The 23335-nt window shown below is 62.3% G+C and carries 19 protein-coding genes and 2 pseudogenes; 12 read left to right on the forward strand and 9 right to left on the reverse strand.

Annotation, left to right across the window (positions count from 1 at the left end):
- Positions 1-165: 165 nt before the first annotated feature.
- The 4 genes from ntrC to glnA form a co-directional block, all read right to left on the reverse strand.
- Positions 166-1602, reverse strand: a complete 1437-nt coding sequence (ntrC, locus tag PPL01S_RS01155) for a nitrogen regulation protein NR(I) (RefSeq protein ID WP_016395400.1) — start codon at positions 1600-1602, stop codon at positions 166-168.
- Positions 1599-2684, reverse strand: coding sequence for a nitrogen regulation protein NR(II) (gene glnL, locus PPL01S_RS01160; protein ID WP_016395399.1), 1086 nt, complete (start codon positions 2682-2684; stop codon positions 1599-1601). Before glnL ends, ntrC begins: the two co-directional genes overlap by 4 nt.
- 266 nt (positions 2685-2950) lie before the next feature.
- A complete protein-coding gene (locus PPL01S_RS01165; protein WP_028625086.1) occupies positions 2951-3490 on the reverse strand; it encodes a chorismate mutase in 540 nt (179 codons plus the stop codon).
- A 153-nt stretch (positions 3491-3643) separates the two neighbouring features.
- The gene (gene glnA / locus PPL01S_RS01170) at positions 3644-5050 is read right to left on the reverse strand and encodes a type I glutamate--ammonia ligase (RefSeq protein WP_016395397.1); all 1407 of its coding nucleotides are present in this window, start codon (positions 5048-5050) and stop codon (positions 3644-3646) included.
- 473 nt (positions 5051-5523) lie between these two features.
- Here glnA and thiI point away from each other — a divergent pair, with 473 nt between their 5' ends.
- The 3 genes from thiI to PPL01S_RS01185 all read left to right on the forward strand — a co-directional run bounded on the left by thiI (position 5524) and on the right by PPL01S_RS01185 (position 10517).
- Positions 5524-6978, forward strand: a complete 1455-nt coding sequence (gene thiI / locus PPL01S_RS01175) for a tRNA uracil 4-sulfurtransferase ThiI (RefSeq protein ID WP_016395396.1) — start codon at positions 5524-5526, stop codon at positions 6976-6978.
- A 126-nt stretch (positions 6979-7104) separates the two neighbouring features.
- Positions 7105-8925 (forward strand): translational GTPase TypA, encoded by a 1821-nt coding sequence (gene typA, locus PPL01S_RS01180; RefSeq protein ID WP_016395395.1) that lies wholly within the window; start codon positions 7105-7107, stop codon positions 8923-8925.
- A 173-nt stretch (positions 8926-9098) separates the two neighbouring features.
- On the forward strand, positions 9099-10517 hold the full coding sequence (locus PPL01S_RS01185) for a PhoPQ-activated pathogenicity-related family protein (RefSeq protein ID WP_016395394.1): 1419 nt from the start codon (positions 9099-9101) through the stop codon (positions 10515-10517).
- 143 nt (positions 10518-10660) lie between these two features.
- Here PPL01S_RS01185 and PPL01S_RS01190 read toward each other — a convergent pair whose 3' ends face one another.
- The 3 genes from PPL01S_RS01190 to PPL01S_RS01200 form a co-directional block, all read right to left on the reverse strand.
- Positions 10661-10921: a DUF3077 domain-containing protein gene (locus PPL01S_RS01190; protein ID WP_016395393.1), complete on the reverse strand. Its 261-nt coding sequence runs from the start codon at positions 10919-10921 to the stop codon at positions 10661-10663.
- A 143-nt stretch (positions 10922-11064) separates the two neighbouring features.
- Positions 11065-11346, reverse strand: a complete 282-nt coding sequence (locus tag PPL01S_RS01195; protein WP_016395392.1) for a hypothetical protein — start codon at positions 11344-11346, stop codon at positions 11065-11067.
- Positions 11347-11708: 362 nt separating this feature from the next.
- A complete protein-coding gene (locus PPL01S_RS01200; protein ID WP_016395391.1) occupies positions 11709-12113 on the reverse strand; it encodes a YkgJ family cysteine cluster protein in 405 nt (134 codons plus the stop codon).
- 177 nt (positions 12114-12290) lie between these two features.
- On the opposite strand from PPL01S_RS01200, the gene PPL01S_RS01205 reads away from it, so the two are divergent.
- The 4 genes and pseudogenes from PPL01S_RS01205 to PPL01S_RS25935 all read left to right on the forward strand — a co-directional run.
- On the forward strand, positions 12291-14741 hold the full coding sequence (locus PPL01S_RS01205) for a glycogen/starch/alpha-glucan phosphorylase (RefSeq protein ID WP_016395390.1): 2451 nt from the start codon (positions 12291-12293) through the stop codon (positions 14739-14741).
- A 163-nt stretch (positions 14742-14904) separates the two neighbouring features.
- Complete coding sequence (locus PPL01S_RS01210) at positions 14905-15915, forward strand: class 1 fructose-bisphosphatase (RefSeq protein ID WP_016395389.1); 1011 nt, start codon at positions 14905-14907, stop codon at positions 15913-15915.
- 3 nt (positions 15916-15918) lie between these two features.
- Positions 15919-16515, forward strand: coding sequence for a DUF924 family protein (locus PPL01S_RS01215; RefSeq protein ID WP_016395388.1), 597 nt, complete (start codon positions 15919-15921; stop codon positions 16513-16515).
- Positions 16516-16645: 130 nt separating this feature from the next.
- Positions 16646-16753, forward strand: a pseudogene (locus PPL01S_RS25935) (hypothetical protein); the annotation flags it as partial.
- A 3-nt stretch (positions 16754-16756) separates the two neighbouring features.
- Here the strand turns inward: PPL01S_RS25935 and PPL01S_RS01220 are convergent.
- Positions 16757-17299, reverse strand: a pseudogene (locus tag PPL01S_RS01220) (cache domain-containing protein); the annotation flags it as partial.
- 226 nt (positions 17300-17525) lie between these two features.
- Here PPL01S_RS01220 and bamE point away from each other — a divergent pair.
- Together bamE and PPL01S_RS01230 are read left to right on the forward strand one after the other, a co-directional pair.
- Positions 17526-17780 (forward strand): outer membrane protein assembly factor BamE domain-containing protein, encoded by a 255-nt coding sequence (bamE, locus tag PPL01S_RS01225; protein ID WP_016395386.1) that lies wholly within the window; start codon positions 17526-17528, stop codon positions 17778-17780.
- Positions 17777-18349, forward strand: a complete 573-nt coding sequence (locus tag PPL01S_RS01230; protein ID WP_016395385.1) for a lipocalin family protein — start codon at positions 17777-17779, stop codon at positions 18347-18349. The genes bamE and PPL01S_RS01230 overlap by 4 nt, the downstream gene beginning before the upstream one ends.
- A gap of 60 nt (positions 18350-18409) precedes the next feature.
- Here PPL01S_RS01230 and PPL01S_RS01235 read toward each other — a convergent pair whose 3' ends face one another.
- Complete coding sequence (locus tag PPL01S_RS01235; protein WP_016395384.1) at positions 18410-19774, reverse strand: formimidoylglutamate deiminase; 1365 nt, start codon at positions 19772-19774, stop codon at positions 18410-18412.
- Positions 19775-19917: 143 nt separating this feature from the next.
- On the opposite strand from PPL01S_RS01235, the gene hutC reads away from it, so the two are divergent.
- From hutC to hutU, 3 genes are all read left to right on the forward strand, one after another.
- On the forward strand, positions 19918-20628 hold the full coding sequence (hutC, locus tag PPL01S_RS01240) for a histidine utilization transcriptional repressor HutC (RefSeq protein WP_171817241.1): 711 nt from the start codon (positions 19918-19920) through the stop codon (positions 20626-20628).
- The gene (locus tag PPL01S_RS01245; protein WP_016395382.1) at positions 20625-21200 is read left to right on the forward strand and encodes a HutD/Ves family protein; all 576 of its coding nucleotides are present in this window, start codon (positions 20625-20627) and stop codon (positions 21198-21200) included. Before hutC ends, PPL01S_RS01245 begins: the two co-directional genes overlap by 4 nt.
- A gap of 381 nt (positions 21201-21581) precedes the next feature.
- Complete coding sequence (gene hutU / locus PPL01S_RS01250; RefSeq protein WP_016395381.1) at positions 21582-23261, forward strand: urocanate hydratase; 1680 nt, start codon at positions 21582-21584, stop codon at positions 23259-23261.
- The last annotated feature ends 74 nt before the right edge of the window (positions 23262-23335 follow it).

Genomic DNA, 23335 nt, shown 5'->3' on the forward strand with positions numbered 1-23335 from the left:
GTGCCAGTTTTGAAAAGCCCGTGATTATTGGGCTTTGAGATGGATTTGGACGGGTTTTGCGGGGATTTGTGCCTTGGGGCGGTGCGCAGGGCACAGGTTCGGTGCATGAGGCTGAAATTGCTGGGGCTGCTGCGCAGCCCCAAGGATCTAGCGACTTACCAGGTCTCAATGGTCTTCGCCATCGTCATCATCCCCGCCATCCACATTCATCCCCAGCTCCTTGATCTTGCGGGTCAGGGTATTGCGCCCCCAGCCCAGCAGCACCGCCGCATCGCGACGTCGCCCGGCCGTGTGCTTGAGCGCCGTCTCTATCATGATCCGTTCGAAGCTGGGCACGGCACTGTCGAGCAAGTTCGATTGACCGCGTGCCAACGCCTGGTCAGCCCACTGACGCAGCGCCTGCTCCCAGTTGGTGACCGGGGCTGTATCCTGCGGCAGATTCAGCAGTTCAGGCGGTAGGTCGCCAATCAGCACTTCACGGCTGGAGGCCATCACGGTGATCCAGCGGCAGGTGTTCTCCAGTTGGCGCACGTTGCCTGGCCAAGGCAGGTTGCGGATGAACTCTTCGGTTTCCGGTTTCAGCAGTTTCGGCTCCACGGCCAGTTCCTGGGCGGCACGGCCGAGGAAGTGGCGAGCCAGCGCCGGAATGTCTTCGCGCCGGTCTGCCAGGCGTGGAATGTGAATGCGTATGACGTTCAAGCGGTGGAACAAGTCCTCACGGAACTTGCCGGCTGTTACCAGCGACTCAAGGTTCTGGTGGGTCGCCGCGATGATGCGCACATCGACCTTCACCGGCACATGGCCGCCAACGCGATAGAACTCGCCGTCGGCCAGCACCCGCAGCAGTCGGGTCTGGGTGTCGGCCGGCATGTCACCGATCTCGTCGAGGAACAGCGTGCCGCCGTCAGCCTGCTCGAAACGCCCGCGTCGCAAGTTGGCCGCACCAGTGAAGGCGCCTTTCTCGTGACCGAACAGCTCGGACTCCATCAGGTCCTTGGGGATCGCCGCCATGTTCAAGGCGATGAATGGCGACGCTGCACGCGGGCTGTGACGGTGCAGGGCATGCGCCACCAACTCTTTGCCGGTACCCGACTCGCCGTTGATCAAGACAGTGATATTGGAATGGCTGAGCCGGCCGATGGCGCGAAACACCTCCTGCATCGCTGGCGCTTCGCCGATGATCTCGGGGGTCCGGGCCAGCGCCAGGGGCACGTCCAGGCCTTGCTGTTCCTGGGCGTGCTGGTTGGCACGCTTGACCAGCGACACGGCTTCGTCGACATCGAACGGCTTGGGCAGGTACTCGAAGGCACCACCCTGGTAGGAGGCCACGGCGCTGTCCAGGTCGGAATGGGCAGTCATGATGATGACCGGCAGGCGTGGATGCTGCTCGCGGATCTGGGCCAGCAGGTCGAGGCCGCTGGCACCTGGCATGCGGATGTCGGAAATGATCACGTCCGGTTGCTGCCGGGCCAGGCGGCCCATCACGCCGTCGGCGCTGTCGAAGCTCTGGGTGGTCATGCCTTCCTGTTGCAGGGCTTTTTCCAGGACCCAGCGGATGGAGCGATCATCGTCGACGATCCATACGGTTTCACTTCGGCTCATGAGGCGGTGGCTCCTTGTTCCAGGGGCAGGAAGATCGAAAACGCGGTGTGGCCCGCGTGGCTTTCGCACTCGATCAGGCCCTGGTGCTGGCTGATGATGTTCTGGGTGATGGCCAGGCCCAGCCCGGTGCCATCCGGACGTCCACTGACCATGGGATAGAAGAGGGTGTCCTGCAGTTCCGTCGGAATGCCCGGGCCGTTGTCGATGATCTCGACGCGGGCCACCAGGCGGTGGCGCACATGGCCGATGGTGAACTGGCGCACTGCACGGCTGCGCAGGGTGATGCGGCCCAGGCGCAGTTCGTTCTGCGAACTGATCGCCTGCATGGCGTTGCGCACGATGTTCAATACCGCCTGGATCATCTGCTCGCGGTCGATGAGCAGGTCGGGCAGGCTGGGGTCGTAGTCACGCACCAAGGTGATGCACCCTTGGCTTTCGGCGTCGACCAGGCTGCAGACCCGCTCCAGTACCTCGTGGATATTGGTCATGGCCAGCGATGGCAGCTTGTTGGAGCCCAGCATGCGGTCGACCAGGTTACGCAGCCGGTCGGCTTCCTCGATGATCACGTTGGTGTAGTCGCGCAGCCCCTCCTCAGGGAGTTCACGTGCCAGCAACTGCGCCGCGCCACGGATACCACCCAGCGGGTTCTTGATTTCGTGGGCCAGGCCGCGCACCAGCATCTTGGTGGTTTCCTGCTTGCTCAGCTGGGCTTCTTCCTTGGTGATGCGCAGCAGGCGGTCGCGCGGGTGTACCTCCAGCAACAGCAGGGTACTGCCCTGGTGCAGGATCGGCGTCACCGCGTAGTCGACGGTGATGGTCTGGCCGGTCAGCGAAGTCAGTTGCGCTTCACGCTTGGTGAAGGGGTGCGCGTGTTCCACCGCCTGGCGCAAGGAGTTGAGCGCCTCGGTCGACTCGGTGAACAGCTCGCTGATGAATTGCCCATGACTGCGCTGGCCGCTGACCGCCAGCAGCATTTCGGCGGCCGGGTTCATGTATTCCAGGCGCAGTTCCGCATTGAGCAGTAGCGTGGCTGTGGTCAGGTTGTCCAGAAGCAGACGGTGCTGTGCATCGCTGATGGTCATAAGGCGTCGTTGACCTCTTTTGGCGCTTGTCTGGCATGGCGGTGGGCATGGCCGGGCGCGCTATGGATCCGCTGATGCCAGCCTCATGGGACTAAAAATGCAAGAAACAAACCAAGGCTCCGAAAAGAAGCGGAATTGGCCGAAAAAGGCCTGTAATTGCGCGAATTCGGAACAGAATGCCCTGGTTTAACGTTTTTTGTGACCCATTTTGGGCTGCCCTCAACGCCCGTATTGCATTGACTGCACCAATATAGAGCATAGAGGTTTCAAGGTTTGTCGCACAGCTGGCCGGTGGCACGTACCAGTGCGCTGCGGGTCAGGTTGTCGACCGGTCGGCTGGCCAGCGCCTCGGCCAGTCGGGTGGCGCACGCCGGTGGCGGCTGCTGCTCGAATGCGGCCAGTCGGACCAGCAACTTGGCCTGCAGCTCGTCGAGTTGTGGGCGGATCTGTTGCTGCAAGTCCTGGCGTGGCGTGTCCGGCGCCATGCCCTGGCGATGCCAGCGGGAGAGCAGGCTGTACTGGACCAGCTTGTTGGCTTCGATCTGGTCGGCGAAAAACGCTTCGGCGCGCTGCGGGGCCAGGCCATGAGCGGGCGCGGCCGCGCGCACGTTCGCCAGCACCTGCTGTTCGCGCTGGGTTGCCTGTACGGGTTGGCCCTGGTCCCACTTGTGCAATGCTACGGCGCTGGCCAGGTTCAAGCGCTGCTCGATGGCGTCGAGCAAGGGGTCGAGGGCGGGGCTGCCTGTCGGGGGGCTGGCGCAGCCAGCAAGGCTCAAGGCAAGAGCGAAAACGGGTAATGGACGCATGGCAATTCTCCAAAAAGGGTGAGGTATCGAGTGTGCAGAAGCTGGCGTATTTCTCGGGTAGGAACCTTCCGAAGTTGTAGAAGGCAGAAACAGAAACGGCCTCCCGAAGGAGGCCGTTTCTGTCGAGTTGATCAGCGCAAGGCGCCGATCACATCAGCAGCTGTAGTACAGCTCGTATTCCAGCGGGTGCACGAAGGTACGGACCTTGATCTCTTCTTCGCTCTTCAGTTCGATGAAGGCATCGATGAAGTCGTCGGAGAACACGCCGCCCTTGGTCAGGAACGCACGGCCTTTGTCCAGCTCTTCCAGGGCTTCTTTCAGGCTGCCGCACACTTGCGGAATGTCCTTGGCCTCTTCCGGTGGCAGGTCGTACAGGTTCTTGTCAGCTGCGTCGCCTGGGTGGATCTTGTTCTGGATGCCGTCCAGGCCAGCCATCAGCAGGGCCGCGAAGGCCAGGTACGGGTTGGCCGATGGGTCCGGGAAGCGCGCTTCGATACGGCGGGCTTTCGGGCTGCCGACGTAAGGAATGCGGATCGAGGCGGAACGGTTGCGAGCCGAGTAGGCCAGCATCACCGGAGCTTCGAAACCTGGGACCAGACGCTTGTAGGAGTTGGTCGACGGGTTGGTGAAGCCGTTCAGGGCCTTGCCGTGCTTGATGATGCCGCCGATGAAGTACAGGGCGGTGTCGGACAGACCGGCATAGCCTTCACCCGAGAAGGTGTTCTTGCCGTCTTTCCAGATCGACATGTGCACGTGCATGCCCGAGCCGTTGTCGCCATACAGTGGCTTCGGCATGAAGGTAGCGGTCTTGCCGTAGGCGTCGGCAACGTTGTGCACGACGTACTTCAGGGCCTGTACTTCGTCAGCCTTCTTCACCAGGGTGTTGAACTTGACGCCGATTTCGTTCTGGCCGGCAGTCGCCACTTCGTGGTGGTGAACTTCAACGGTCTGGCCCATTTCTTCCAGTGCGTTGCACATGGCAGTACGGATTTCGTGGTCGTGGTCGAACGGCGGAACCGGGAAGTAGCCGCCTTTCACGCCTGGACGGTGGCCTTTGTTGCCGCCTTCCACGTCAGCGCCGGTCATCCACGAGCCTTGCTCGGAGAAGATCTTGAACATCGAGCCGGAAATGTCCGATTGGAACTTCACTTCGTCGAAGATGAAGAACTCAGGCTCCGGGCCTGCGAACACGGTGTCACCGATGCCGGTGCTCTTCAGGTACTCTTCGGCGCGCTTGGCGATGCCGCGCGGGTCGCGATCGTAGCCCTGCATGCTCGACGGGTCGACGATGTCGCAGGTGATGATCAGGGTCGGCTCTTCGGTGAACGGGTCCAGTACGGCGGTGTCGTCGACCGGCATCAGGATCATGTCGGAAGCTTCGATGCCTTTCCAGCCAGCGATGGAGGAGCCGTCGAACATTTTGCCGACTTCGAAGAAGTCTTCGTCCAGGCCATCACGCGCAGGCATGGTCACGTGATGCTGAATGCCTTTGGTGTCCGTGAAACGCAGATCAATCCACTTGACGTCATGATCTTTGATGAGTTGAACCGACTTCGACATGTTGTCCTCCGGAGGGTCTAGAGCACGGTGGGCCGCTGCTCTGGAAAAAGGGTGTTGCCGGGCGCGGATAGTCGGCCAAGCTTACCTGCCTCACAAGGGAGCAAATTGCATGCCAGTGCCCGAAAATGGCGAGGGCGGGATAAAAGGGGGCGTTTGCGGGCATATGCAGGGGTTGGCCTGAAGAAAAATGCACCCTTAAGATGCGATTTTTATTTGTTGCGCACCAATACGGTGCATTGCTTGAGAGTTGCGCTTCCTTTAAGGGCCCCATCGCCAGCAAGCTGGCTCCCACAGGGGAGGGTGCAGGGCTTGAGGCTTGTCATTGAGCCTGTGGGAGCTGGCTTGCCGGCGATGGGGCCGGTACAGGCAACATAAATCCAACCTTCTGTACAAAAGTTGGTCAAATCCTGAGCAATTTCCGATATAATTCGCGCCCCTCATTTTCGGCAGGCCCTGCGCGCGCTGTTAACCCAATGAAACTTATCGTCAAAGTCTTCCCAGAGATCACCATCAAGAGCCGGCCAGTGCGCAAGCGCTTCATCCGTCAGCTCGGCAAGAACATCCGCAACGTGCTCAAGGATCTCGATCCTGAGCTCGCGGTCGATGGTGTCTGGGACAATCTCGAAGTGGTTACCCGCGTCGAGGACGAGAAGGTCCAGCGCGAGATGATCGAGCGCCTTTCCTGCACGCCGGGTATCACCCACTTCCTGCAGGTCGAGGAATACCCGCTGGGCGACTTCGACGACATCGTCGCCAAGTGCAAGCAGCACTTCGGCCACCTGCTGGCCGGCAAGCGCTTCGCCGTGCGCTGCAAGCGTGGCGGCCACCACGACTTCACTTCGATGGACGTCGACCGCTACGTCGGCAGCCAGTTGCGCCAACAGTGCGGTGCCGTCGGCATCGACCTGAAGACCCCGGAAGTGCTGGTGCGCATCGAAGTCCGCGACCAGCGCCTGTACGTCATCCACAACCAGCACCAGGGCATCGGCGGCTACCCGCTGGGCGCCCTGGAGCAGACCCTGGTGCTGATGTCCGGTGGCTTCGACTCCACCGTGGCGGCCTACCAGATGATGCGCCGTGGCCTGATGACCCACTTCTGCTTCTTCAACCTCGGCGGCCGCGCCCACGAGCTGGGGGTGATGGAAGTCGCCCACTTCCTGTGGAAGAAGTACGGCAGCAGCCAGCGCGTGCTGTTCATCAGCGTGCCGTTCGAAGAAGTGGTCGGCGAGATTCTCAACAAGGTCGACAACAGCTACATGGGCGTGACCCTCAAGCGCATGATGCTGCGCGGTGCGGCGCACATGGCCGACCGTCTGGAAATCGAAGCGCTGGTCACCGGCGAGGCGATCTCCCAGGTGTCGAGCCAGACGCTGCCGAACCTGTCGATCATCGATTCGGCCACCGACAAGCTGGTACTGCGCCCATTGCTGGCCAGCCACAAGCAGGACATCATCGACCAGGCCAACGAAATCGGCACCGCCGACTTCGCCAAGCACATGCCTGAATACTGCGGCGTGATCTCGGTGAACCCGACCACTCATGCCAAGCGTCACCGCATGGAGCATGAAGAGAAGCAGTTCGACATGGCCGTGCTGGAGCGCGCCCTCGAACGCGCCAAGTTCATCTCCATCGACCACGTGATCGACGAGCTGGGCAAGGACATCGAAGTCGAGGAAGTGGCCGAGGCGCTGCCGGGCCAGATCGTCATCGACATCCGTCATCCCGACGCCCAGGAAGACGAACCACTGGCACTGGATGGTATCGAAGTCCAGGCCATGCCGTTCTACGCGATCAACAGCAAGTTCAAGCACCTGGACCCCACGCGCCAGTACTTGCTGTATTGCGACAAAGGTGTGATGAGCCGTCTGCACGCACACCACCTGCTCAGTGAGGGACATGCCAATGTGCGTGTTTATCGTCCGGCATAAGATGCCAGGGCTGTATGGCGGCAGCATCCGCCATCGCCCTCCCGACCGCTGGGCCCGCTGAGCCTTTTAACTTCATATTGGCCGCCTAGACTGGCGGCAACCGAATCCTCTGATCGAGATACAGTTGTGATCGAAAATCTGCGTAACATCGCCATCATCGCCCACGTTGACCATGGTAAGACCACCCTGGTAGACAAACTCCTGCGCCAGTCCGGCACCCTGGAGCGTAACGAGCTCAACGACGAGCGCGTCATGGACTCCAACGACCAGGAAAAAGAGCGCGGCATTACCATTCTGGCGAAGAACACCGCCATCAACTGGAACGGCTACCACATTAACATCGTCGACACCCCCGGCCACGCCGACTTCGGTGGCGAGGTAGAACGTGTGATGTCGATGGTCGACTCCGTGCTGCTGCTGGTCGACGCTCAAGACGGCCCTATGCCGCAAACCCGCTTCGTGACCAAGAAGGCCTTCGAAGCCGGTCTGAAGCCGATCGTCGTGATCAACAAGGTCGACCGTCCGGGCGCGCGTCCTGACTGGGTTCTGGACCAGATCTTCGACCTGTTCGACAACCTCGGTGCCACCGACGAACAGCTGGACTTCAAAGTCGTCTACGCCTCGGCCCTGAACGGCATCGCCGGCCTGGACCACACCGCCATGGGCGAAGACATGACCGCGCTGTACCAGTCGATCGTCGACAACGTACCAGCACCGGACGTCGACCGTGACGGTTCGTTCCAGATGCAGATCTCCGCGCTGGACTACAACAGCTTCCTCGGCGTTATCGGCGTTGGTCGTATTGCCCGTGGTCGCGTCAAGCCGAACACCCCGGTTGTCGCCATCGACACCAACGGCAAGAAGCGCAACGGCCGTATCCTGAAGCTGATGGGTCACCACGGTCTGCACCGTGTTGACGTCGAAGAAGCCCAGGCTGGCGACATCGTCTGCATCAGCGGTTTCGACGAGCTGTTCATCTCCGACACCCTGTGCGCCCCGGACGCGGTAGAAGCGATGAAGCCGCTGACCGTTGACGAGCCGACCGTTTCCATGACCTTCCAGGTCAACGACTCGCCGTTCTGCGGTAAAGAAGGCAAGTTCGTCACCAGCCGTAACATCAAGGACCGTCTGGACAAGGAGCTGCTGTATAACGTTGCTCTGCGTGTTCAGGAAACCGATTCCCCTGACAAGTTCAAGGTATCGGGCCGTGGTGAGCTGCACCTGTCGGTACTGATCGAAACCATGCGCCGTGAAGGCTTCGAGATGGCCGTAGGCCGTCCTGAAGTGATCATCCGCGAAGTCGACGGCGTCAAGCAGGAGCCGTTCGAGAACGTCACCATCGACATCCCTGAAGATTCGCAGGGCAAGGTCATGGAAGAGATGGGTCTGCGTAAAGGCGACCTGACCAACATGGTTCCGGATGGCAAAGGCCGTGTGCGCCTGGAGTACAACATTCCAGCCCGTGGTCTGATCGGTTTCCGTAACCAGTTCCTGACCCTGACCAACGGTGCAGGCATTCTGACCTCGATCTTCGATCGCTACGACACCATGAAGTCCGGCCAGATGTCCGGCCGCCTGAACGGCGTACTGGTTTCGGTCGAGACCGGCAAGGCACTGACCTACTCACTGGAAACCCTCCAGGCGCGTGGCAAGCTGTTCGTTGAACACGGTCAAGAGATCTACAACGGTCAGATCATCGGCCTGAACAGCCGCGACAACGACCTGGGCGTGAACCCGACCAAAGGCAAGAAGCTCGACAACATGCGTGCTTCGGGCAAGGACGAAGTCATCGCCCTGGTGCCGCCAGTTCGCCACACCCTGGAACAGGCCCTGGAATTCATCCAGGACGACGAGCTGTGCGAAGTCACGCCGAAGTCGATCCGTCTGCGCAAGAAGATCCTGGACGAAGGCGAGCGTACCCGCGCTGCCAAGAAAGCCAAGAACTGAGTTAGTTCAGGCTGAATGAAAACGCCCCCGGTCGAAAGACCGGGGGCGTTTTTGTTTGCTTTGTGGAAAGTGCCATAGGAAGCGGCTGTATTTCGCGGCTGCATGTTTCAGCTACCTTGCGGCGCTTGGAACCGTTGCCTACATTGCCTGCTCCTTTCCATGGACCACGAAACATGAACGCTCGCTATTTGTTGGTAATTCCCTGTCTCGCTGTCTGTTATCAGGCCAGTGCCCAGCAGGACTGCAGCGGGCTGCGCCCGCAGGAAGTGGCCCGCTGTCATGTCGAAAAGGTAAGGCAGGCGCCGCTGCAGTACCAGCTTGAGCAGAAGACGCCTGCGCAGGGCTATACCCTTTATCAGTACCGGATGACCTCGCAGGCCTGGGCGCCTGAACCGGTGGTCGAACCCCGCTTGTGGGAGCACCGCGTCGAGCTTTATGTGCCCGACGCTGCCTTGCAGGAAAAGGCGCTGCTGGTGGTGAATAACGGCGTGAGATTGGGTGAGAAACAACAGACACCCGACTACTCGTCCGAGGCGCTCAGTGCGGTGGCTGTGCAGACGCAGACCGTTGTGGCAATGATCAGCGACGTGCCCAACCAGTACGTGACCTTCAGCGATGCCCAGGCGCCGATGCGCGAGGATCACGCAGTGGCCCACACCTGGGCGCACGCGCTGCGCAGCGAAACCGCCGCGCCGGAGCTACCGCTGCATGTGCCGATGGCTGCCGCCGCGAGCAGGGCGATGGACCTCACGGCAGGCGCATTGCCCGAATTGCGCATCGAGCGCTTCATCATCACCGGCGCCTCGAAGCGCGGTTGGAGTGCGTGGCTGACGGCCTTGGCCGATGACCGGGTGATTGCGATTGTGCCCAGCGTCATCGATGTTGCCGACACTTCCGATATGTTGGCCGGCTTGCGCAAGCGCTACGGTGGTGCATGGCCGCTGGCGCTTTGGCCCTATCAGGCAGCGGGTGTCTTGCAGCAGTTGGGCAGCCCAGCTTTCGAGCGGCTGATGGGGCTGATGGACCCGATGCGGTATCTGGATGAGCCGGGCGCTCGCCTGGAAATACCCAAGTACCTGGTATCCGCCAGCGGGGATGATTTCTTCGCGCCCGACCACGCCACGGACTACCTGCAGCGTCTGCCGGGCCAGACCAGCCTCAGGGTGCTGCCGAACTCGGACCATGGCGGCGTGCGCGCCCATGTCGCTACCACGCTCGTACCCTTTGTCCAGCGTATCCAGGCGGGTCGGCCTCTGCCTGGCGTGCAGGTGTTGCCGGGCGAGGAGGTGGGACGATTGCAGGTGCGCTTATCTGAAATGCCTGTAGCAGTGAAGGTCTGGACTGCGCACAACGGCGAGGACCGGGATTTTCGGCATGCTTGTGGGGTTCGCTACACATCCCAGACATTAGTGCCCAGCGAAGCTTTCAGTCTCGACTGGACTGCGCCGTCGCAGGGCTGGCAGGCGCGGTTTGTGGAGGCGCGGTTTGCTGATGGATTCGTCGCCACCAGCCCGGTGACGGTGTTACCTGAGACCTTCCCGACCCATCCGCCGAAGGACAATGGCCAAGCCTGCAGAACCTTCCCCAACTGATCTGGACCTATCGCCGGCAAGCCGGCCCCCACAGTGTATTTGCGGCGCTGCAGGTTTTGTGTGGGAGCCGGCTTGCCGGCGATAGGGCTGGTGCAGGCAGCCCCGTCCCGAGCTTCCCCGGTTGCGGAAAATGAGCGGCGGGCTTAGCGCATCATGCCCAACTCGGCATCGTCCAACAGCGCCTTGGCCAATGCACTCAAGTAGTGCGAAGCCCAGATCAGTTGCTGGTCGTTTTCCATCACACCGGTAAGCGTCATGTCGCGCACATAGCCCATCAGCTCGGAGGCCTGTTCACGGGCGTTCTGGCACGGGATGCCGGCGGCTATCTGGAACAGCGGCTGATCATGGTCTTCGCCTTGGTAGAAAAAGGTTTTGCCTGGCGTGGTCTTGTTGTCTTCGGTCATCGGTCCATTTCCCTGACTACTACGATGGATGGCACCGGCTCAGCCGGTGTTCGCGGGACAAGCCCGCTCCCACAGGATCTTCACAGGGTTTGCGAGTTGTGCCGTCTTTGTGGGCGCGGGCTTGCCCCGCGAAGCGTTGAGCATCAATGCAAGCTGCCGGTACGCTCCAGGGCGAGGGAAAGCGCATCCGCCTGCCCCCAGGCCAACTGCATGGCCCGCAACCCGTTCATCAGCGACTCTCGCGCGGCCTCATCGGCAATGCCATCGAGGGCGCGGTGGCTGTGGGTGTAGGCGATCGTCAGGTAATGGGTGATGTTGACCACGACATGGTCGAGGGGAACGAGGTTGTTGCCGATGGCGTAGGTGAGGGTCGTGCCGTCTGGCAGGTCAAAATGGTGAGGTGGGTCGGGGACTATCTTTTTCATAGCAATTCCTGGGTGAGATCAAAGGAACTGCCACCAACGTTTCCACACGTAGAGGCGGCAACTGTACGCGGGGTGGAAAAACCGGTCACCCAAGCACCCGGTAGGCCAAGCGGCCTCCCGCGCACAGCTGCCATTACAACCGCGATCTGAGTGAGTAACCGGGTTTCCACACCCGCATCGCTAAACAGCAGCGACCCGGAAATCCTAGATAGTCAGGTTTCCAGGGACAATCAGACACGCGTCGACAGAGCTCGTAGGATATTTCGCAGGAGGCTGTACCTCCAGTGCAAATGTGTAGGAATTTTCTGAGTTCATGGTGGGAATACAGACTCTGTGGCCTGCAGGTGCTCAAGGGCAATGAATCAGCGCACGTTCGCCTTCGGCTTGTACGCACAATACCCCGGCCGCGGCCCGATCTTCGGGTGGTTGCGGCAGGTGTCCGGGCGCTTGTCATAAATGGTGCACAGCCGGCTCTTACGATCCAGATAGAGGCAATCGTCATTGCTCATCCGAGTCAGGGTGAAGATCCCCGACTTCTGGTTGAATCGTTCGATGATCCCGTCTTTCTGCAGGCGTTTGGCGATGTTCTTCGGCGGCTCGTCCTTCTCGAACTCGTCCACCACACCAATGCGGATCAGGTCTTTGATCTTCACTTCCACCGGCAGGGTGCAGCAGGTCGAATGGCAGCCCCCGCACATGTGGCTGGCATAGCGCTGCCAGGTTTCCAGGCGGTCGACTTCGGCTGCGGCAATCAGGGTCGTTTTCATCGTTATGTAAAGCTGGATCACGGTGTTGGGCGCGCGATCATACCGGAGTTGTTCAATTTGTGAACAATCTTTTGCCGAGTGGGCATGAAAACTGCGAACCGTCTCCATCACTCTCTGTCGAAGGGTCTAGTCTGAACGCTCTCCCTCCGCTTTCGTCAACTTGCCCGAGGATGCCGCATGTCTCAGGAACCCAAAGCACGTGACGCCGAGGTGGCCGAATTTCGCGCCGCTGTACTGGACAAGCTGACCTACGCGGTCGGCAAGGACCCCAAGCACGCTTTCGACCACGACTGGTTCGAAGCCATCGCCCTGGCCGCACGCGACCACATGGTCGACCACTGGATGGACCACACCCGTCGGGCCTATCGGCGCAGCCAGAAACGGGTCTACTACCTCTCCCTGGAATTTCTCATTGGCCGGCTGCTCTACGACAGCCTGAGCAACCTGGGCATTCTGGACGTTGCTCGCGAGGCGCTCGAAGGGCTGGAGGTGGACCTGGAGCGCATCCGCCTGCTCGAACCGGACGCGGCGCTGGGCAATGGCGGTCTGGGCCGGTTGGCGGCATGCTTCATGGAAAGCATGTCGACCCTCGGCATCGCGGCCCACGGCTATGGCATCCGCTATGAGCACGGCCTGTTCCGCCAGGCGGTTGTCGATGGCTGGCAGCAAGAGCAGACCGAGAACTGGCTGGACTTCGGCAACCCCTGGGAGTTCGAGCGGGCGGAAGTGATCTACCCGATCAGCTTCGGCGGCAGCGTCGAAACGGTGCACGATGCCGATGGCACGCAGCGCCAGGTGTGGACGCCCGGCGAGACCGTGCGGGCGGTGGCCTATGACACGCCGGTGGTCGGCTGGCGTGGCGCCAGCGTCAACACCCTGCGGCTGTGGCGCGCACGCGCGCTGGAAGAACTGCACCTGGAACGCTTCAATGCCGGCGACCATCTGGGTGCCGTAGCGGAAGTGGCGCGGGCCGAGAGCATCTCGCGAGTGCTGTATCCAGCGGACAGCACCGAAGCGGGGCAGGAGTTGCGCTTGCGCCAGGAGTACTTCTTCGTCTCCGCCTCGTTGCAAGACCTGCTGCGCCGGCACCTGAACATGCACAAGGACCTGCTCAACCTGCCCGATGCAGCGGCCATCCAGCTCAACGACACCCACCCCTCGATCGCCGTGGCCGAACTGATGCGGTTGCTGGTCGACCAGCATGAAGTCCCGTGGGAAAAAGCCTGGGAGCTGACCGTCGGCACGCTCGCCTACACCAATCACACCCTGCTGCCTGAAGCGCTGGAGACCTGGCCGGTGGCGCTGATGGAGCGCATGCTGCCGCGGCACATGCAGATCATCTACCTGATCAACGCCTTCCATATCGATGGCCTGCGCGCCAAGGGCCTGCACGATTTCGACGTGCTGCGTGCGGTATCGCTGATCGAGGAGGAAGGCGGCCGCCGGGTGCGCATGGGCAACCTGGCGTTTCTCGGTTCGCACAGTGTCAACGGCGTGTCGGCGCTGCACAGCAAGCTGATGAAAAGCACAGTGTTCGCCGAACTTCACAAGCTTTACCCGCAACGCATCAACAACAAGACCAACGGCATCACCTTCCGCCGCTGGCTCTACCAGTCCAACCCGCAGCTGACGGCGATGCTGGTGGAGGCCGTGGGCCCGGAGCTGCTGGACGACCCGCAAGGCCGTCTGGCCGACCTGGTGCCGTTCGCCGACAAAGGCAGCTTCCGCAAGGCCTTCGCCGCCCAGCGCCTGCACAGCAAGCGCGCGCTGGCCAGCATCATCCAGGACCGAATAGGGGTCACGGTCAATCCTGAAGCGCTGTTCGATGTGCAGGTCAAGCGGATCCACGAGTACAAGCGTCAGTTGCTCAATCTTCTGCATACCGTTGCCCTGTACCAGGCGATACGCAACGACCCTGGCACCGACTGGGTGCCGCGGGTGAAGATTTTCGCTGGCAAGGCGGCGGCGAGCTATCACCAGGCCAAGCTGATCATCAAGCTGACCAACGACATCGCCCGTGTGGTCAACAACGACCCGACCGTGCGCGGCCTGCTCAAGGTGGTGTTCCTGCCCAACTACAACGTCAGCCTGGCCGAGAGCATCATCCCGGCGGCGGACCTTTCGGAGCAGATATCCACCGCCGGCTACGAGGCGTCGGGTACCAGCAACATGAAGTTCGGCCTCAACGGCGCGCTGACCATCGGTACCCTCGACGGCGCCAACGTCGAGATGTGCGAGCACGTGGGCGCGGACAACATGTTCATATTCGGCCTGACCGCGCAGCAGGTCGAGGCGCGCAAACGGGCCAACGATTTTGGCGCCAGCGCCGCGATTGCCAGCTCCCACCGGTTGAACGATGTGCTGCAGGCGATCCGCAGTGGGGTATTCTCGTCTGACGATCCGGGGCGTTACGCGGGGCTGGTCGATGGCCTGGTGGCCTACGATCGGTTCCTGGTCTGTGCGGATTTCGACGCGTATTGGGACGCCCAGCGCAGGGTCGAGGAGCTGTGGCATACGCCGCAGGAGTGGTGGCGCATGGCGGTGCTGAACACGGCGAGGATGGGCTGGTTCTCTTCGGACCGGACCATTCGTGAATATGCCACCGAGATCTGGAAGGCGTTGGATTGAGCAGCGGGGCCGCGCAGCAGCCCCAACTGACCGTCGGCCTGGCGAGCGCTGAACTCCCGACCTATTGTGCCGTCTGACAGCCCAGGCGAGTCTCACCGCTCGCTAGCTTGCAACACTCCCTGTAAACTGCGGGGGTTTTTTTCCCATCCTTTCGGAGCCATACATGTCCCGCGTTACCCTGAGTCGCTATCTGATTGAGCAGACCCGCAGCAACAATACCCCTGCCGATCTGCGCTTCCTGATCGAAGTGGTGGCGCGTGCGTGCAAGGAAATCAGCCACCATGTCTCCAAGGGCGCCCTGGGCGGCGTGCTGGGCAGCATGGGCACCGAAAACGTGCAGGGCGAAGTGCAGAAGAAGCTCGACGTGATTTCCAACGACATCCTGCTCGAAGCCAACGAGTGGGGCGGCCACCTGGCCGGCATGGCGTCCGAGGAAATGGACAACGCCTACCAGATCCCGGGCAAGTACCCGAAAGGCGCCTACCTGCTGGTGTTCGACCCGCTGGACGGTTCGTCGAACATCGACGTCAACGTCTCGGTCGGCACCATCTTCTCGGTCCTGCGTTGCCCTAACGAGTACCTGAGCCAGAACGAAACCCTCAACGAAAACGCCTTCCTCCAGCCAGGTACCGAGCAGGTCGCCGCCGGTTATGCCATCTACGGCCCGCAGACCATGCTGATCCTGACCCTGGGCAACGGCGTCAAGGGCTTCACCCTGGACCGCGAACTGGGCAGCTTCGTACTGACCCACGAGAACATCCGCGTACCGGAAACCACCGCCGAATTCGCCATCAACATGTCCAACCAGCGCCACTGGGAAGCCCCGGTGCAGCGCTACGTGGGCGAGCTGCTGGCCGGTGAGACCGGGCCGCTGAAGAAGAACTACAACATGCGCTGGATCGCCTCGATGGTGGCTGACGTGCACCGCATCCTGACCCGTGGCGGCCTGTTCATGTACCCGCGCGACGCTCGCGAGCCGAGCAAGCCGGGCAAGCTGCGCCTGATGTACGAAGCCAACCCGATGTCGTTCATCATCGAACAGGCCGGCGGCGCCTCCACCAACGGTTACGATCGCATCCTCGACATCAAGCCCGAGAGCCTGCACCAACGCGTGTCGGTGATTCTCGGCTCGAAGGAAGAGGTCGAGCGCGTGACCGCCTACCACAAGGAGTAACCCATGCTCGCACCTTGGCAGCCGTTGCTGGAATGGTGGTTCGGTTGGGGCAACAGTGCCCAGGCCGTGGCTGACGAGAAGAGCACGCTGTGGTTCGGCAAGCATCACGATGCCGAAGCCCAGGCGTTGTTTGGCGACCTGGTCGAGCATGCCCTGGCGGGCGGGCTCGACGAGTGGCAGCAGAGCCCGCAGGGCTGGCTCGGCCTGCTGATCCTGCTGGATCAGCTGCCGCGCATGATCCACCGCGACACGCCGCGCGCCTTCGAAGGCGACCGGCGTGCCCAGGTGGTGGCCATGCAAGGCTTGCAGAAGGGCTGGGACTACCAGCTGCTGCCGATCCAGCGGGTATTCGTGCTGCTGGTGCTGGAGCATGCCGAGGTGCTGGACTGGCAGAACCTGAGTGTCGAGCGTTACCAGATCCTGCTGGACGAGCAGCCTGACGGCAACCGCCGGTTGTTCGAAGGCTTCCTCGACTATGCCGAGCAGCACCAGCGGGTGATCGCCCGGTTCGGGCGCTTCCCGCATCGCAACCTGATGCTGAACAGGCCCAGCACCAGTGAAGAGATGGACTTTTTGCTGGAGCCTGGGTCCAGGTTCTGAGGTGATGGGCCTGCTGCGCAGGCCTATCGCGACACAAGGCCGCTCCTACACCGATCCCTGTAGGAGCGGCCTTGTGTCGCGATAGGGCCGCATAGCGGCCCCAGCTTTCTTAGATCCTGAAACTCCCTAGATCAATGTCGACATCACCGAGATCAATACGCTGAATCAGGAAGGGGTGCAGAACCTGCAGAGCACCTTGCGTGCCTGCACCGACCTTGAGCATCAGGTCGAGCGGTAGGTTGCTGATGGTCTGCAGGTCGGTGTCGGCGCCGCTGACGCCAACCAGCCGGCCCGCTTGCCGGACCGGCGTGGCCAGGGTGATCACCCGCTTGCCGGCGGACGCCGAGATGTAGGGTTCGGTCACGATGGTGCCCGTGCCAGCGCTGGCGGCCTTGTACCAGCCGCGTACGCGGGGGTCGTAGTCTGCGGCGCGGTTGCCCACCGGCACCGACTGCATGCTGCCGTCCTGGCCGCCGAAATAGGTGAGCTGGAAATTGCTGGCGTAGACGGGCAGTGCCAGGCTGCGGTCGAGGCTGGTCTTGCCGGGGCCATCGATGGCGATCTGCTGAGCCAGCGAGTCGAGCAGCTGGATGCGGCTGTCGAGCCAGTTGCGGATGGTGCCGGCCGTGAGGCCGCCCAGCTCTTGCAGGGTATTTTGCGTATCGCTGCGCAGGGACTGGCGCTGTCGGTAATCGTTGAACAGGACGAAACAGGTGAAGGCAACGGCCACCACGAGGGCGGCGGCCAGCAGGATCTTGTGGCTGAACTTCAGGTTCTTGGTCATTTTTTTTTGCGGTCTGCACAAGGCACGTCGGAGGGGAGGCTGCGGCAATGCGCCACAGCCGCTAGCTGTGTCGTCCGTCTGCGCAGAAACATTAATCGTTTGCGCAGTTCCAACCGACCAACGGCGTAGAACGAAAGGGGGGGTGGCAGGGAACCAGGGAGGGATTTTCCCGTCGAAGGTCACTGCAGGCCACTCGCCTGCACCCACCTTTCAGGAGTGTTCCTTCATGTCGTTGCGTTCCCTCGCCCTGTTGTCCTTGTGCGTCGTCCTGACTGCGTGCAGCAAGATCAATCAGGAAAACTATTCCAAGCTCAAGGCCGGTATGAACAAGGCCGAGGTCGAGCACTTGCTCGGCACCCCCGCCGAATGCTCCGGCGCGCTGGGCATGAGCAGTTGTACCTGGGGGGACGAGAAGAGCTTCATCAGCGTTCAGTACGCCGCAGACAAGGTGTTGATGTATTCAGGGCAGGGCCTCAAATGACGCGTGTGCACCTGCTGCTGGGAATGTGCCTGGTCATGCTGCTGGGTGGTTGCGCCACCTCGGCCAACGACCCGCTGGTGCCGAAGACGGCCGGCAATGTCGACCTCAAGCGCTACCAGGGCAAATGGTACGAGCTGGCGCGCCTGCCGATGCCGTACCAGAGCGAATGCGCCCAATCGGAAGCGCACTACAACCTCAAGCCCGATGGCTCGTATGGCGTGCTCAACCGCTGCCGTACCCTGGGCGATGAATGGTTGCGCGCCGAGGGGCACGCCAATATCCAGGAGCCGGGGCACACCGACAGGCTGTGGGTGGAGTTCGACAACTGGTTCACCCGGCTGGTGCCGGGCCTGACCCGGGGCGAGTACTGGATTCTGTACGTGGACGACCGCTACCGCACGGCCATCGTCGGCAGCCCGGATCGCAAGTACCTGTGGATTCTTTCGCGCACGCCGACGCTGCCTGCCTGGGAGCGCGAGAACCTGTTGTCCAAGGCGCGCCAGCAAGGCTATGACACCAGCCGGCTGATCTGGCGTACGCCGGACACCCAGATCGTGCAGATGCATTGATGCAGTCTGCAAGAGCCCTATCGCCGGCTTGCCAGCGATAGGGCCAGTGCAGACTCCCCACTAACCCAGCAACTGACGCAATACCTCGACAAACGCCCGCGCACTGTCCTCTTCCTGCGCATGCCGCCCCTGGCGCACCACCCACTGCCCATTGACCATCACATCGCGCACCTGGCGATTGCTGCCTGCGAACAGCCAGCGATTGAGAACCGCATCGCCCTGGGCCATGGCGATGTACGGATCCTGACCGTCCAGTACCAGCCAGTCGGCACGCTTGCCGACCGCCAGCTCGCCCACCGGATGCCCAAGCGCCTGTGCGCCACCAGACAGCGCCGCGTCATACAGCGTGCGCCCGACCATCGGCTGGTCTTCGCGATACAGACGATTGCGCCGCTGGTCCCGCAGGCGCTGGCCATATTCCAGCCAGCGCAATTCCTCGACCACGCTCAATGACACATGGCTGTCGGACCCGATACCCATCCGTCCGCCCTGGGCCAGGTAGTCCACTGCCGGGAAAATACCGTCGCCAAGGTTGGCCTCGGTGGTCAGGCACAGGCCTGCGACGGCGCCGCTGCGGGCCATGGCGGCAACCTCGTGGTGGTCGGCATGGGTGGCGTGCACCAGGCACCAGCGCGAATCCACATCGACATGCTGGTACAGCCACTGCAGCGGGCGCAGCCCGCTCCAGGCCAGGCAGTCGTCGACTTCCTTCTGCTGTTCGGCGATATGAATGTGGATCGGGCACTGCCGGTCGCCGGCGGCCAGCACTTCGGCAATCTGCCCGGGTGTCACCGCGCGCAGCGAGTGGAAGCACAGGCCTAGCTGCTGCGCCGGTTGTGCGGCCAGCAGGGGGGCCAGTCGGGCCTGCAGGCGCAGGTACTGTTCGGTGGAATTGATGAAGCGCCGCTGCCCGTCGTTGGGCGCCTGCCCGCCGAAGCCGGCATGGCTGTACAGCACCGGCAGCAAGGTCAGGCCGATGCCGCTGCTGGCGGCGGCAGCACTGATACGGCGGGACAGTTCGGCAGGGTCGGCATAGGCCTTGCCCGCCTGGTCGTGGTGCACGTAGTGGAACTCGGCCACCGAGGTGTAGCCGGCCTTGAGCATCTCGATATAGAGCTGTCGGGCAATGACCTGCAGTTGTTCCGGGGTCACCTTGCCGACCAGCCGGTACATCAGCTCGCGCCAGGTCCAGAAGCTGTCGTTGGGGTTGCCCGCCACTTCCGCCAGGCCCGCCATGGCCCGCTGGAAGGCATGCGAGTGCAGGTTGGGCATGCCAGGCAGCAATGGCCCCCCCAGCCGCTCGGCGCCTTCGGCGCTGGCATCGGTTTCGATTGCAGCCAGCCGGCCATCGGCAGCGACTTCGAGGCGGACATCGTTGGCCCAACCGCTGGGCAGGAGGGCACGTTCGGCAAAGTAGGCGGGCATTGCGCTATCCTGTTATTGTTCGACTTGTATATACATATACAGCCGTTTGCCTGCCGGGTAAACTCCGGCAAGCTACCGTCAATCAATTCGCACAAGGATCAAACGCCGTGCCGACTCCTCCTGTCTCCGCGCTGGTAGCCCAGATGGGCGAGGGCCCGGCGCCGCTGTATGCCCGGGTCAAGCAGATGATCGTCCAGCAGATCGAAAATGGCAGCTGGCCGCCGCACCACCGGGTGCCTTCCGAGAGCGAGCTGGTCAGCGAGCTGGGCTTCAGCCGCATGACCATCAACCGCGCCCTGCGCGAACTCACCGCCGAAGGGCTGCTGGTGCGCATGCAGGGGGTGGGCACCTTCGTTGCCGAACCCAAGACCCGCTCCGCGCTGTTCGAGGTCAACAACATCGCCGACGAGATCGCCGCGCGCGGCCACCAGCACAGCTGCCAGGTCATTGTCCTGGCCGAGGAACCGGCCGGTTCCGAGCGTGCCCTGGCCCTGGACATGCGCGAAGGCCAGCGGGTGTTCCACTCGCTGATCGTGCACTTCGAGAACGGCGTGCCGGTGCAGATCGAAGACCGCTACGTCAACGCGCAGATCGCCCCGGACTATCTCAAGCAGGATTTCACCCGCCAGACGCCCTATGCCTACCTGTCCCAGGTGGCCCCGCTGACCGAGGGCGAGCACGTGGTCGAGGCCATTCTCGCCGAGCCCGACGAGTGCAAGCTGTTGCAGATCGAGCGCGGCGAGCCGTGCCTGCTGATCCGCCGGCGCACCTGGTCCGGTCGCCAGCCGGTGACCGCTGCGCGTTTGATCCACCCCGGTTCCCGTCATCGCCTTGAAGGACGTTTCAGTAAATGAGCCAGTTGCAGTGCTTGCGTGCCAAAGACTACCCGCGCATGCCGTGGAAGAACGGCGGTGGGTTCAGCGAAGAGATCACCCGCGATGCCGGCGATGGCCTGGACGGCTTCGGCTGGCGGCTGTCCATCGCCGATATCGAGGCGTCTGGCGGGTTCTCCAGTTTCCCCGGTTATCAGCGGATCATCACCGTGCTGCAGGGCGATGGCATGCAGTTGACCGTGGACGGCAAGCAAGGCAGGCCGCTGCTGCCCTTCGATGCCTATGCCTTCAGTGGTGAAAGCCAGGTGAGTTGCGCCCTGCTGGGCGGAGCGATTCGCGACTTCAACCTGATCTACGCGCCTGCGCGATACCGGGCGCGGTTGCAGTGGTTCAATGGTGGCAGCCGCTTGTTCAGTGCGGCCAGCACGGTGCTGGTGTTCAGTGCGCAGGCAGAGCTGCAGGTGACCATCGAGGGTCAGGTGCAGACGCTGGGGCTGTATGACTGCCTGCAGTTGAATGGTAATGATCGGTTGCTGGAGGTGGATGTGCTGGGGCGCTGCTGCGTGATCGAGCTGACCCAGCTTTCCTGGTGATCTGACTGGCCCTATCGCCGGCAAGCCGGCTCCCACAATGATCGATGTGGGAGCCGGCTTGCCGGCGATAGGGCCAGTAAAGCCACCACAAAGGTTACCCGGTAACGCTTCCAAACGAAGCATCCTGTTACCGAACGCCCCAGGATGGCGCAATGCCGTCCAACCTCAAGCAATCTTCCCCCCAGCGCCCGAAGATTTTTTCCTACCCCTTCGATCCCCCGGTTTTCCTGGCTTGCAACCCTCTCTCCCGATGCTCGATGTCCTCCAGGGGCCTCACTTGGCAATTCAATTGCATATGCTTGTATGTACAAGTAAAGCCAAGTGCGCGAAAGTGGATAGGCCGTCCCCATTCGCGCTGTACGCACCCGAGGAGCACTTTTCGTGACTGACAACAAACTGAACAAATTCCGTGACGTCGAGATCCGCGCCCCGCGTGGCAACAAGCTGACGGCCAAAAGCTGGCTGACCGAAGCGCCGCTGCGCATGCTGATGAACAACCTCGACCCACAGGTCGCCGAGAACCCGAAAGAACTGGTGGTCTACGGCGGCATCGGCCGTGCTGCGCGCAACTGGGCCTGCTACGACAAGATCGTCGAGAGCCTGACCAACCTCAACGACGACGAAACCCTGCTGGTGCAGTCGGGCAAGCCGGTCGGCGTGTTCAAGACCCACGCCAACGCCCCGCGCGTGCTGATCGCCAACTCCAACCTGGTGCCGCACTGGGCCAACTGGGAACACTTCAACGAACTGGACGCCAAAGGCCTGGCCATGTATGGCCAGATGACCGCCGGCAGCTGGATCTACATCGGCAGCCAGGGCATCGTCCAGGGCACCTATGAAACCTTCGTCGAGGCCGGACGCCAGCACTACGGCGGCAGCCTCAAGGGCAAGTGGGTGTTGACTGCCGGCCTCGGCGGCATGGGCGGCGCCCAGCCCCTGGCCGCGACCCTGGCCGGCGCCTGCTCGCTGAACATCGAATGCCAGCAGAGCCGCATCGACTTCCGTCTGGAAACCCGCTACGTCGACGAGCAGGCCACCGACCTCGACGACGCCCTGGCGCGCATTGCCAAGTACACCGCCGAAGGCAAGGCCATCTCCATCGCCCTGCACGGCAACGCCGCCGAGATCCTGCCGGAACTGGTCAAGCGTGGCGTGCGCCCGGACATGGTCACCGACCAGACCAGCGCCCACGACCCGCTCAACGGCTACCTGCCAGCCGGCTGGACCTGGGAGCAGTACCGCGACCGTGCGCAGACCGAGCCGGCTGCCGTGGTCAAGGCCGCCAAGCAGTCCATGGCCGTGCACGTGCAAGCCATGCTGGACTTCCAGAAACAGGGCGTGCCGACCTTCGACTACGGCAACAACATCCGCCAGATGGCCAAGGAAGAGGGCGTGACCAATGCCTTCGACTTCCCAGGCTTCGTGCCGGCCTATATCCGCCCGCTGTTCTGCCGCGGTATCGGCCCGTTCCGCTGGGCTGCGCTGTCGGGCGACGCCGAAGACATCTACAAGACCGACGCCAAGGTCAAGGAACTGATCCCGGACGACGCCCACCTGCACCGCTGGCTGGACATGGCCCGCGAGCGCATCAGCTTCCAGGGCCTGCCGGCGCGTATCTGCTGGGTTGGCCTGGGCCTGCGCGCCAAGCTGGGCCTGGCGTTCAACGAGATGGTACGCAGCGGCGAGCTGTCGGCACCGATCGTGATCGGCCGCGACCACCTCGACTCGGGCTCGGTATCCAGCCCCAACCGTGAAACCGAAGCCATGCAGGACGGGTCGGATGCCGTGTCCGACTGGCCGCTGCTCAATGCCCTGCTGAACACCGCCAGCGGCGCTACCTGGGTGTCCCTGCACCACGGCGGCGGCGTCGGTATGGGCTTCTCGCAGCACTCTGGCATGGTGATTGTGTGCGACGGTACCGATGAGGCGGCCGAGCGTATCGCCCGCGTGCTGACCAACGACCCGGCCACCGGGGTGATGCGTCATGCCGATGCGGGTTATCAGATTGCGATTGATTGCGCCAAAGAGCAGGGGTTGAACCTGCCGATGATTACTGGCTGACAGGCCCTTGGGGCTGCTGCGCAGCCCATCGCGGGTAAACCCGCTCCTACATGGACAGCGCTGAACCCTGTAGG

Origin of the sequence: Pseudomonas plecoglossicida NBRC 103162 = DSM 15088, assembly GCF_000730665.1 — a bacterium.
GTDB lineage: Bacteria > Pseudomonadota > Gammaproteobacteria > Pseudomonadales > Pseudomonadaceae > Aquipseudomonas > Aquipseudomonas plecoglossicida.